At 67.8% G+C, this 11,815-nt stretch carries 10 protein-coding genes; all 10 read left to right on the top strand.

Annotated elements, in window-relative coordinates; all coding sequences use genetic code 11:
* Positions 1-30: 30 nt before the first annotated feature.
* The 10 genes from leuC (at position 31) to trpA (ending at position 11,807) form a co-directional block, all read left to right on the top strand.
* On the top strand, positions 31-1,434 hold the full coding sequence (gene leuC, locus ACPEES_RS01165; RefSeq protein WP_435100067.1) for a 3-isopropylmalate dehydratase large subunit: 1,404 nt from the start codon (positions 31-33) through the stop codon (positions 1,432-1,434).
* Between the two features lie 2 nt (positions 1,435-1,436).
* A complete protein-coding gene (gene leuD, locus ACPEES_RS01160) occupies positions 1,437-2,078 on the top strand; it encodes a 3-isopropylmalate dehydratase small subunit (protein WP_435100064.1) in 642 nt (213 codons plus the stop codon).
* Between the two features lie 45 nt (positions 2,079-2,123).
* Entirely contained in the window at positions 2,124-3,206 is a 1,083-nt protein-coding gene (gene leuB, locus ACPEES_RS01155) for a 3-isopropylmalate dehydrogenase (protein WP_435100061.1), read from the top strand.
* 49 nt (positions 3,207-3,255) lie between these two features.
* Positions 3,256-4,371 carry an aspartate-semialdehyde dehydrogenase gene (gene asd, locus ACPEES_RS01150; RefSeq protein WP_435100058.1) on the top strand — a complete coding sequence of 372 codons (1,116 nt, stop codon included), beginning with the start codon at positions 3,256-3,258 and terminating at the stop codon, positions 4,369-4,371.
* 354 nt (positions 4,372-4,725) lie between these two features.
* The gene (locus ACPEES_RS01145; protein WP_435100055.1) at positions 4,726-7,521 is read left to right on the top strand and encodes a FimV/HubP family polar landmark protein; all 2,796 of its coding nucleotides are present in this window, start codon (positions 4,726-4,728) and stop codon (positions 7,519-7,521) included.
* 59 nt (positions 7,522-7,580) lie between these two features.
* The gene (locus tag ACPEES_RS01140) at positions 7,581-8,225 is read left to right on the top strand and encodes a hypothetical protein (protein WP_435100052.1); all 645 of its coding nucleotides are present in this window, start codon (positions 7,581-7,583) and stop codon (positions 8,223-8,225) included.
* A gap of 63 nt (positions 8,226-8,288) precedes the next feature.
* Complete coding sequence (truA, locus tag ACPEES_RS01135) at positions 8,289-9,068, top strand: tRNA pseudouridine(38-40) synthase TruA (RefSeq protein WP_435100049.1); 780 nt, start codon at positions 8,289-8,291, stop codon at positions 9,066-9,068.
* 75 nt (positions 9,069-9,143) lie between these two features.
* Complete coding sequence (locus ACPEES_RS01130) at positions 9,144-9,773, top strand: phosphoribosylanthranilate isomerase (protein WP_435100047.1); 630 nt, start codon at positions 9,144-9,146, stop codon at positions 9,771-9,773.
* On the top strand, positions 9,757-10,989 hold the full coding sequence (trpB, locus tag ACPEES_RS01125; RefSeq protein WP_435100044.1) for a tryptophan synthase subunit beta: 1,233 nt from the start codon (positions 9,757-9,759) through the stop codon (positions 10,987-10,989). Before ACPEES_RS01130 ends, trpB begins: the two co-directional genes overlap by 17 nt.
* The gene (gene trpA, locus ACPEES_RS01120) at positions 10,986-11,807 is read left to right on the top strand and encodes a tryptophan synthase subunit alpha (RefSeq protein WP_435100041.1); all 822 of its coding nucleotides are present in this window, start codon (positions 10,986-10,988) and stop codon (positions 11,805-11,807) included. The genes trpB and trpA overlap by 4 nt, the downstream gene beginning before the upstream one ends.
* Positions 11,808-11,815: the final 8 nt, after the last annotated feature.

The raw sequence follows: 11,815 nt of genomic DNA, 5'->3' as shown, positions 1-11,815 counted from the left end.
ACCGGCGAAGACCACAGGAGAGACGTACCCATGGCGGGCCGCACGCTCTACGACAAGCTCTGGGACGCCCATGTCGTCAGGAACAACAATGACGGCACGGCACTGCTCTACATCGACCGCCAGCTCGTTCACGAGGTGACGTCGCCCCAGGCCTTCGAGGGGCTGCGACTGGCGGGGCGGCAGCCATGGAGAACGGCTGCGAATCTGGCGGTGGCGGATCACAACGTACCCACCACCGATCGCAGCGGCGGCATCGCCGATCCGGTCTCGCGCCTGCAGGTCGAGACGCTGGACCGCAATTGCTCAGAGTACGGTATCACCGAGTTCGACATGGCCGACCCGCGCCAGGGCATCGTCCATGTCATCGGGCCGGAGCAGGGGGCGACGCAGCCGGGCATGACCGTGGTTTGCGGTGATTCCCACACGTCGACCCATGGCGCGCTCGGGGCGCTGGCCTTTGGCATCGGCACCTCCGAGGTGGAGCACGTCCTCGCCACGCAGACGCTCATCCAGGCGAAGTCCAGGCGCATGCTCGTGCGTGTGGACGGGCAGGTCGGGCCCGGGGTCACCGCCAAGGACATCATCCTCCACATCATCGGGGTGATCGGGACGGCGGGCGGCACCGGTTACGCCATCGAGTTCGGCGGCGATGCGATCCGCGCGCTCTCCATGGAGGGGCGGATGACGGTGTGCAACATGTCCATCGAGGCCGGCGCCCGTTGCGGCATGGTGGCGGTGGACGACACTACCGTCGAGTACATGCGCGGCCGGCCGTTCGCACCCGCTGGTGAGCGTTGGGATCAGGCCGTCGACTACTGGCGGACGCTGCATTCCGACGCCGACGCGGAATTCGACCGGGTCGTCACCATCGATGCGGCGGATATCCGGCCCCAGGTGAGCTGGGGGACGTCGCCGGAGATGGTGGCACCGGTGGACGGCCGGGTGCCCGATCCCGCCGCAGAGCCCGACGAGGTCAAGCGCGAGGGCGTTCGCCGGGCACTCGAGTATATGGGGTTGGAGGCCGGTGCGCCCATAAGCGGTATCCGACCTGACAAGATCTTCATCGGCTCGTGCACCAACTCCCGGATCGAGGACCTGCGCGCCGCTGCCGGGGTGGTCCGTGGCCGGCAGGTGGCCGACAGCGTGACGCTCGCGTTGGTAGTGCCCGGCTCCGGTGTCGTCAAACAGCAGGCCGAGGCCGAGGGGCTCGACCGGATCTTTACCGACGCCGGCTTCGAGTGGCGCGAGCCCGGCTGCTCCATGTGCCTGGCGATGAATGCTGACCGGCTGGAGCCGGGGGAGCGCTGCGCCTCGACTTCCAACCGCAACTTCGAGGGCCGGCAGGGGCAGGGCGGGCGTACCCATCTCGTGAGCCCCGCCATGGCGGCTGCGGCCGCTGTCGCCGGTCACTTCACCGACGTGAGGAGCCTTTGACCATGGAACCGCTCACCCGCGTCAAGGGGGTCGTGGCGCCGCTCGATCGCGCGAACGTGGACACCGACGCCATCATTCCCAAGCAGTTTCTCAAGTCGATCAAGCGCACGGGGTTCGGTCCGAATCTCTTCGACGAGTGGCGCTATCTGGACCACGGCGAACCGGGCCAGGACAACAGCCAGCGTCCGTTGAACCCGGATTTCGTGCTCAATCAGCCGCGCTACCAGGGGGCGAGTATCCTGCTCGCACGGCGCAACTTCGGCTGCGGCAGCTCCCGCGAGCATGCGCCCTGGGCGCTCGCGGACTACGGTTTTCGCGTCATCATCGCGCCGAGTTACGCGGACATTTTCTACAACAACTGCAGCAAGAATGGCATCCTGCCGGTGGCTCTCTCCGAGGAAGCGGTGGAGCGGCTTTTCGAGGAAACCCGGGCCAGCGAGGGCTATAGCCTCGAGGTGGATCTGCCCGCGCAGACCGTGACGACGCCTTCGGGCGAGCGATTCGCCTTCGAGATCGATGCCTTCCGCAAGCACGCGCTGGTGGAGGGCCTCGACGAGATTGGTCTGACCCTCAAGCATGCCGATGAAATCCGGGCCTACGAGGCCCGCCGCCGCGAAGAAGCGCCGTGGCTGTTCGGGGAATGAGACCGTTGCACGTTGTGGTGATTCCCATGACCTGGAAATGCTTCTATGTCTAAGAAAATACTGATTCTCCCGGGGGACGGTGTCGGGCCGGAAATCGTCGCCGAGGCGGAGAAGGTGCTGGCGGCGCTGCGTGGGGATTTCGGCCTGGACGTGGCGACGGAGCACGCGCTGATCGGTGGTGCCGCGACGGACGCCAAGGGTGCACCGCTGCCGGCGGATACGCTGGCGCTGGCCCGGGAAGCCGACGCCATTCTCATGGGGGCGGTCGGTGGACCGAAGTGGGACGACATCGAGCGTGAGCTGCGTCCGGAGCGGGGCCTGCTCGCGATTCGCTCGGCGCTGGGGCTGTTCGCGAACCTGCGCCCTGCCATCCTGTATCCACAGCTTGCGTCGGCCTCGGCGCTCAAGCCGGAAGTGGTCGCAGGGCTCGATATCATGATCGTGCGCGAGCTCACCGGTGGGATCTATTTCGGGGCGCCGCGGGGGATCGAGGGCGAGCCCGGCGAGCGCCGCGGCTACAACACCCTGGTCTATTCCGAGCCGGAGGTCGAGCGCATCGGCCGTCTGGCTTTTGACATTGCCGGCAAGCGTGACGGCCGGCTGACCTCGGTGGACAAAGCGAATGTGCTCGAGGTCAGCGAGCTCTGGCGCGAGACCATGACCACGCTGGCCGAGGATTATCCGGGCGTCGAGCTTTCGCACATGTATGTCGACAATGCCGCCATGCAGCTCGTGCGTGCACCGAAGCAGTTCGACGTTGTCGTAACTGGTAACATGTTCGGGGATATCCTGTCGGATTGCGCCGCGATGCTTACCGGCTCGATCGGCATGTTGCCGTCCGCCTCGCTCGACGAGCGCGCCAAGGGGTTGTACGAGCCCGTGCACGGCTCGGCGCCGGATATCGCGGGGCAGGGCAAGGCGAATCCGCTCGCCACCATCCTGTCGCTGGCGATGTTGCTGCGTTATACCCTGGCGGAGGCGGATCTCGCCGACCGGGTGCAGGCGGCGGTCGGCAAGGTGCTCGACGAGGGGCTGCGCACCCCGGATATCCACACCGATGGGACCCGCGTCGCGGGCACCTCGGAGATGGGCGACGCTGTCGTCGCCGCGCTGCACGCCGCGGCGTGACCGGCGCGCCGGCCGTCGCCCGGTAACGAAGCAACGCAAAGAGGTAATCATGAAGCGAATCGGTTTTGTCGGCTGGCGAGGCATGGTGGGCTCCGTGCTCATGGACCGGATGCGCGCCGAGAACGACTTCGCGGACATTGCCGAGCCGGTCTTCTTCTCCACGTCCCAGACCGGCCAGCCCGGTCCGGATGTGGGCAAGGGTGCCGCTCCCCTGCAGGACGCCCACGACATCGACACACTCAGGACGATGGACGCCATCGTCACTACCCAGGGCGGCGACTACACGTCGCGGGTCTACGAGGATCTGCGCAAGGCGGGCTGGAACGGTTACTGGATCGATGCGGCGTCCACCCTGCGCATGACCGACGACAGCATCATCGTGCTGGATCCGGTCAACCTCAACGTCATCCGTGATGGGCTCGCCGGCGGCACGAAAACCTACGTGGGCGGCAACTGCACGGTGAGCCTCATGCTCATGGGCATGGCCGGACTCTTCGAGCAGGGCCTGGTGGAGTGGATCAGTCCCATGACCTACCAGGCGGCTTCAGGGGCCGGTGCGCAGAACATGCGCGAGCTCGTGGAGCAGATGGGCTTTCTGCGCGACGCTGCGGCGACGAAGCTGGCCGACCCGGCGAGCGCCATCCTGGACATCGATCGCGCGGTCAATGACGCGCTCACCGGCGGCGACTACCCGGCCGAGCATTTTGGTGTGCCGCTCGCAGGCAGCCTGATCCCGTGGATCGACAGGGCGATGGACTCCGGTCAGAGCAAGGAGGAATGGAAGGCCGAGGCCGAGAGCAACAAAATCCTCGGCCGCAGCGACCGTCCCATCCCCATCGACGGGATCTGCGTGCGCATCGGGGCCATGCGCTCCCATGCCCAGGCACTGACGGTGAAGCTCACCCGCGATGTGCCGGTCGCCGAGATCGAGGGCGTGCTCGGGGAAGCCAACGAGTGGGCGAAGGTCGTGCCCAACGAGCCGGAAGCGAGCAAGCATGAGCTCACCCCGGCGGCCGTCTCCGGCACCCTGTCCGTGCCGGTGGGGCGGCTGCGCAAGCTCAGCATGGGCGGCGAGTACCTGTCGGCGTTCACGGTGGGCGACCAGCTGCTGTGGGGGGCCGCCGAGCCCCTGCGTCGTATGCTGCGGATTCTCATGGAAGACTGACCCGCTGTGCCCGCCGGCGATCGACGCCGCTACACGGGTCATCATGGCGGTTCGCTGTGGTGACCCGTTTCACTGTCTGGATATGACGATTCTGGCAGTATTTCCCATGCTGGCCCTTGTGGGTGCGCACGCGGAAAAGATATTTTACGTGGGCACAGATGCGTCCAGTGGGCCTGGAAATGCGATACACGCACGGTGAATTCGTTCACGGGGCGACCGTCGGACGGGCAGGGGCGCAGAAACGCAGGATAATAAACGAGCCACCCTGCAGGCGCGTGAAACCCAGCCTGTAGAGGGGGGATTTTCACGGGGCGCCCGGCGGGGAGTGCTGGGGTGCTGGGAAAAGGGAATGCTATGCGACGCAGACTCGCTACCGCGGCGCTCGTTGCGCTGACTGGGATCTCCACGAACGTCGCGGCTGTCGGCCTCGGACGCATTCAAGCCAATTCGGGGCTCAACGAACCGCTTTCGGCGCGGATCCCGATCCTGTCCGCGGAAGACGTGGACCTGGCGCAGATGCGCGTGGGGCTCGCCACCGCGGAGCAGTTCGATCGTGCCGACGTCCCGCGGCCGTTCTACCTCACGCGCCTGGACTTCGAGGTGGAACGCAACGACGACGGCGAAGTGTTCGTCACCATCACCAGCGAGCGCCCGATTCAGGAGCCGTTTCTGGATTTCCTGGTCAACGTCGAGTGGTCCCAGGGCAGCCTTCTGCGGGAATTCACCGTTCTTCTCGACCCACCTGTCTACGCCCAGGAACAGGCATCCACGCCTAGCGCGGCACCGTCCACTGCCAAGGCCGCTCCGGCCGAGAGCGGCACGGACGAGATCGCCGTCGAGGACGGTGGTGCTGCGGCCAGCGCGCCGGGCAGCGGCGGCACCGGTACTGGTACGGCGGAAACCTCGACGGAGGAAGCGACCTATGGGCCGGTCAAGGCCAGCGATACCCTGTGGGCTATCGCCGAGGAGGTGCGCCCGGCCGGCGCGAACGTACGCCAGACGATGATCGCGCTTCTGCGTGCCAATCCGGAGGCGTTCATCGACGGCAACATCAACCGCCTGAAACGCGGGGCGGTATTGCGCCTGCCGGACGGGGACGCCGCCACGCGGGTGAGCGATGCGGAAGCCCGGCGCGAGGTCAGTCGGCAGATGGAGAGCTGGCGGCAGTCTCAGGAGACTGCACCGGCGGAGGCCCAGCCGCAGCAGGAGCAGGCCGCTGCCGATACGCAGACACCCGAGGGTGATACGTCCGGGGAGTCGGGTTCCGCCCAGGCGAGTGCCGATGCTGATGCCGATGCCGACGGGCAGTTGCGTGTGGTCGCACCGTCGAGCAGTGGTGGGGAGTCAGCGACGGAGAACCTGGCCCAGGCGGATCTGGAGGCGAATGAGCAGAACGTCTCGCGCCTGCAGCAGGCGCTCACCGCCGCCGAGGAGGATAAGGCGAGCCTGGAGTCGGAGAATGAAGACCTGAAGGCGGAGCTCGAGGCCTTGCGTACCGAGCTGGAACGCCTCGAGGGTGCGGTCAATGTCAGCGGCGGCGGGCTCGCGGAGGGCGCGGCGGCGGCCGGTGGCGCGCAATCCGACACCGGCGAAGCCGGCGCATCGATGGCAGCGGACGAAGGCAAGGCCGGCGAGGACACGACGACGGAGAACGTGACGCCGGAATCCGGCGCGGAGGCCGCCACGGACGGTGATGCGGTCATGCCCGGCGATGACGCTGCCCCGGATGCGATGGAGCCGCCGGGGACCACCGGCATGGGCGAGGCGGCGGACACGGACACTGCCGGGGAATCGGCGTCCGATCCCGGGACCGCCTCGCCCGCGGCATCCGATGCGGAGAATGCCGTCACGAGCGATGACGCCGGGGATGGTGCGACGGCGCTGGATGACCAGGCACCAGCCGATCAGGCGGCCGATGAGGCCGGGGCTGACTCGTCGGCTGCCGAATCGCAGCCTGCGGAAAGCCCGGCGCAACCGCAACCGGCGACGACCGGACTGGTCGGCATGATCACCGACATGCTGCTGGCGAACCGACTGCTGCTTCTCGGAGCCGGTGGTTTGATCCTGCTCGCGTTGATGCTCGTTATGGTCATGCGGCGACGGCGCACCGACAGCACAGAGGGCGAGGAGGCGCTCACTACCGGGCCGACGACAGAGTCCGTGTCCGCGGATTCGTCGGACCAGGCCGAGGAAGAGCGGGACCCGATCGCGCAGGCCGACTTCTTCCTGGCCTACGGGCGCTACGAGAGTGCCCAGGACGTGCTCGATCAGGCCCTCGGTGCCGATCCGGACAACCGGGCACTGCGCGTCAAGCTGCTCGAGGTGCTCGCACGTCAGGAGGATCGTTCCGGATTCGAAGCGGAAGCGCAGGTGCTGTACACCCAGATGCCCGCGGAAGACGACCCGCAGTGGCAGGAGGTGGTTGCCTGGGGACGGCAGGTTGCGCCTGAGCACCCGCTATTCGGGGGTGAAGGAAAACCGCAGGCGAGTGCGCCCGCCGAAGATACACCGAGCTTCGATGCGAGCCCGGATGTCGACGAGCCCACGTTCGAGTTGCCGGGCGAAGGCGAGGAGAGCGACAGTGCCGCGACCGCCGGGGAGTCCGGATTTCCGGCGGAGGACGAGGCCTTCGACCTCGATTTCGACCTCGAGCCGGGTGAAGGCGAGACCGGCGGCCGCGGCGAGTACGCCGATACCCAATCCGACGATCCGGGGGCACCCCTGGAGTTCGAGCCGTCGTCGGCGGACGAGACGGAAGACGAGCGGGCGCCGGAGCGGCCGGCGTCGGCCGAGTCCAGCGACGGCCTGGACTTCGAGTTGCCGGAGGCGGGTGACGATACCGGCGTCGACGCATCGGGCTCGAAGCGCGGGGAGACGCAGGCACCGGCTGACGAGCTCGACGAGTTCGATTTCGGCGATCTGGGCCTCGACTTCGGCGATGATTCCGCAAGCGGTGACGCATCGGCGGACCAGGCGACCGGGGATGGCGAAGAGGAGCTGGATGAAGTCTCCACCAAGCTGGATCTCGCGCGTGCCTACATGGACATGGGGGATGCCGAGGGGGCACGCTCGCTTCTCGACGAAGTGATCGAGGAGGGCGACGACACCCAGCGTGCCGAAGCGGAAGGGCTGTTGCGCAAGGCGGGTTGACGGACGCGAACGCGGCGGCAGGGGGTGCTGCCGACAACGCGCACGGGCTGGAGGCGGCCGTGCGCATCAGCCTCCTGGTCGTCATTGCCGCCGGAGCCGCCGGCGGTGGCTGGGGGAACGTTGCCGTGGGCGCAATGAGCCTCCTCGCGGCAACCGCTCTGTGTGGTTTTCCGCCGGGCGGTGCGCTGTTGTCCGGTATCTATCGGGTGCGATGGCTGCTGCTGTCCATCATCGTGTTCTATGGCTGGTTCACGCCGGGCGCCAGCGGCTGGATGCCGTCGATCGATGGCCTGTGGGCTGGCGCGCAGCGGGCCGCCATCCTGATGCTCATGGTGGTCGGGGCCCGGGCGTTGCTCGCACCGCTCGCCCGGGATCGTGTCGCCGCCGGACTGATATGGCTGCTGGCGCCGCTACGGCGGGTAAAGGTTCCCGTGGATCGCTTTGCCCTCCGACTCGTTCTGGTCTTCGATTATCTCGTCGCGCTGCAACAGGCGCATCGCGACCGGCCCGTCACGGGTGGGTCGCGCGTGCGGCGCGTGGCAGCGAGCGTATCGGCCACCATCGAGGCGACACTCGAACGCGCCGAGAACACCCCCCTGCCGACCCTGATCCTGACCGTCCCCCCAACGCCACCGTGGCGGCAATGGCTGCTACCATTGGCCGCCGCCGGCGGGTTCGCGGCCGTGCGGCTCGTCGCCGCATGATTCGGCCGGTTGTGCGACCCGCTGCCGGGGGGTGGCGAACCACGGGTGGGAGGACTGCAGATCGTGCGCATTGCGTTGGGTGTCGAGTATGACGGCACGGCGTACAGTGGCTGGCAGCGTCAGGCGCATGCCGATTCCGTGCAGGCCGTGCTGGAGTCCGCGCTGAGCCGGGTGGCCGACGCGCCGGTGACGGTTACTTGTGCTGGCCGTACGGATGCGGGCGTGCACGCGACCCAGCAGGTCGTCCATCTCGATCCGCCAGCGCAGCGGCCGGAGCGGGCGTGGGTCCGCGGTGTGAACTCGAATCTGCCCGGCAGCGTCGCGGTCACCTGGATTCGTGGCGTCGATGAGCGTTTCCATGCCCGCTTCAGTGCCACGGCACGTCGGTACCGCTACGTGATGCTCAGCCACCCCGTGCGCCCGGCACTTAATCGCGACCGGGTCGCATGGACGTGGCGGACGCTGGCGGTCGAGCCCATGCAGGAGGCGGCACGGCACCTCCTCGGCGAGCATGACTTCAGCGCTTTCCGGGCCGTGGCCTGCCAGGCGAAGCATCCGGTACGTACGGTATACCACCTGTCCCTGACCCGGGTGGGTGATTACCTGTACCTGGATATCGAGGCGAACGCCTTTCTCCATCACATGGTGCGCAACATTGCGGGAACACTCATGGCCGTGGGGGCGGGCGAGCGTGAGCCGGACTGGGTTGCGGATGTCCTCGCAGGCAGGGATCGCACCCGCGCCGGCATCACCGCACCGGGTGGCGGTCTCTACCTGGTCGGCGTGCGATACCCGGAGTCTTACGGGCTGCCGCCGATGGGGCGGCTTCCCGCTTTTGCGTGACCTGTTACCGCGGGTTAGGATAGCGGTCTGTTTCACGAACGCTTCTCGGCAACCCGCACGACGGCGGCCATTCCATTGCGTACACGCATCAAGGTTTGCGGCATTACCCGCGTCGAGGACGCGCTGGCGGCGAGCGACGCCGGTGCCGACGCGATCGGGTTGGTGTTTTATCCTCCGAGCCCGCGAGCGCTCGACTGCGATCGCGCCCGGAAAATCGCGTTCGCGGTGCGCCCTTTCACGCAGGTCGTCGCGTTGTTCCTGGATGCAGACGCTGACCGCGTCGCGGAGGTCCTGCGCACCGTGCCGGTGGATCTGCTTCAATTTCACGGCCGGGAGCCGGCCGCGTTCTGCGAGGGTTTCGGCCGCCGCTACATCAAGGCGCTGGCCATGAGCGGCGACGCACCAGCGGCGGCGGAACAGGCCGCCGGCCACCCGGGGGCCTGCGGGTTCCTTCTCGACAGCCATTCGCTCGGCGAAGCGGGGGGAACGGGCAGCGCTTTCGACTGGGCGCGCTACCCGCGGGAAATCGACCGGCCGCTGATTCTGGCGGGCGGGCTGGCTCCCGGGAATGTGGCCGCGGCGGTCAGCGCTACACGGCCGTGGGCGGTGGACGTGAGCAGCGGCGTGGAGTCCGCGCCCGGACTCAAGGACTGCGCTCGTATCGAGGCTTTCGCGAGAGAGGTTGCCAGTGTCGAAGACTGCTGAGGGCCACACGGCCACTGTCGATTTCACGCACTTCCCGGATGCAGGCGGGCACTTCGGCCGCTTCGGCGGACGTTTCGTGCCGGAGCTGCTCATGGCGCCGCTGGAGGAGCTGACCGAGGCGTATCTGCGGTTGCGTGAGGACCCCGAGTTCCAGCGCGAGCTCGCCGATGATCTGCGCGACTACGTGGGCCGGCCGACGCCGCTGTATCACGCGGCGCGATGGAGCGAGAAGCTCGGCGGGGCACAGGTGCTGTTCAAGCGCGAGGATCTCAACCACACCGGTGCGCACAAGATCAACAACACCATGGGGCAGGCGCTGCTGGCCGCGCGCATGGGCAAGCGCCGTATCGTTGCCGAGACCGGCGCGGGGCAGCACGGCGTCGCCACGGCCACTGTGGCGGCGCGGTTGGGTCTGGAGTGCGTGGTGTACATGGGCGCCGAGGACGTGCGCCGGCAATCGGTCAACGTCTACCGCATGCGCCTGCTCGGCGCGACGGTGGTTCCCGTGGAGTCCGGCTCGCGCACGCTCAAGGACGCGCTGAACGAGGCGTTCCGCGACTGGGCGGCGAACGTCGACGACACGTTCTATATCATCGGTACCGTGGCTGGCCCGCATCCGTATCCGCTGCTCGTGCGCGACTTCCAGGCAGTGATCGGACGGGAGACCCGCGAGCAGATGCTCGCCCGGACCGGCACGCTGCCGGATGCGCTCGTCGCCTGCGTCGGCGGTGGTTCCAACGCCATCGGGTTGTTCCATCCGTTCCTGGGCGACGAGGGCGTGCGAATGATCGGTGTCGAGGCGGGCGGCGAGGGCGTCGCCAGCGGGCGCCATGCCGCGCCCCTTACGGCGGGCAGGCCGGGCGTGCTCCACGGCAATCGCACCTACCTCATGGAGACCGAGGACGGCCAGATTATCGGCACGCACTCCGTGTCGGCCGGGCTGGATTACCCCGGTGTCGGCCCCGAGCATGCCTGGTTGCGCGATCTGGGGCGGGTGGAGTATGTGGCGGCGACGGACGACGAAGCGATCGCGGCCTTCCACGAGGTCACCCGCACCGAGGGCATCATGCCGGCGCTGGAGTCGGCACACGCGCTTGCCTACACCGCCCGCCTCGCAAAAGAGATGGGGCCGGAGCAGCGCATCGTGGTCAACGTATCCGGGCGCGGCGACAAGGACATCAACACCGTCGCGGCGCTGCAGGGAATGGAGCTATGAGTCGAATCGAGCAGTGTTTCGGCGCGCGACGCGCCGAGGGGCGCAAAGCCCTCATTCCGTATATCACCGGCGGTGATCCGGCCCCCGATGCCACCGTGGCGATGATGCACAACCTGGTGGACGCCGGCGCCGATCTCATCGAGGTGGGAATGCCGTTTTCCGATCCCATGGCGGACGGTCCCGTGATACAGGCGGCTTGCGAGCGCGCGCTGGTCCATGGCACGAGCGTGCGCGATGTGCTCGCCATGGTGAGCGAGTTCCGCCAGCAGGATACGACGACGCCGGTGGTGCTCATGGGTTATCTCAATCCCATCGAGCAGATCGGCTACGAGACGTTTTCCCGCGAGGCCGCCGCCGCCGGCGTGGACGGCGTGCTGTGTGTGGACCTCCCTCCGGAGGAGAGCCACGACCTGGTCACCGCCTTGTTGGCGGAGAATCTCGCCCCGATCTGGCTGATCGCGCCCACCACCCGGCGCGAGCGCATCGAGGCCATTTGCCGGGTGGCACGCGGTTACGTGTACTACGTCTCGCTCAAGGGCGTTACCGGCGCCGATTCCCTGGACGTCGACGACGTCGCCCGGCACGTGGAGCAGATCCGCGCGGTTACGGAGCTGCCCGTGGGCGTGGGATTCGGCATCCGGGACGCAGAGACGGCCGCCCGGGTCGGCGCGGTCGCCGACGCGACGGTCGTGGGGAGTGCCATCGTGAAGCTGATCGCGGCGCATGCCGACGATCCCGCCGCGGCACGTTCCGCCGTCGGCGAGTTGGTCAGTGGCATGCGGCGGGCGCTGGACGAGCGCGCGGTCGGTATTGCCTGAGGAGGATC

Source organism: Arhodomonas sp. AD133, from assembly GCF_051195215.1.
Taxonomy (GTDB): Bacteria; Pseudomonadota; Gammaproteobacteria; order Nitrococcales; family Nitrococcaceae; genus Arhodomonas.
Note: the sequence above shows the minus strand (reverse complement) of the source record. Positions and strands in the feature narration are given on the sequence as shown.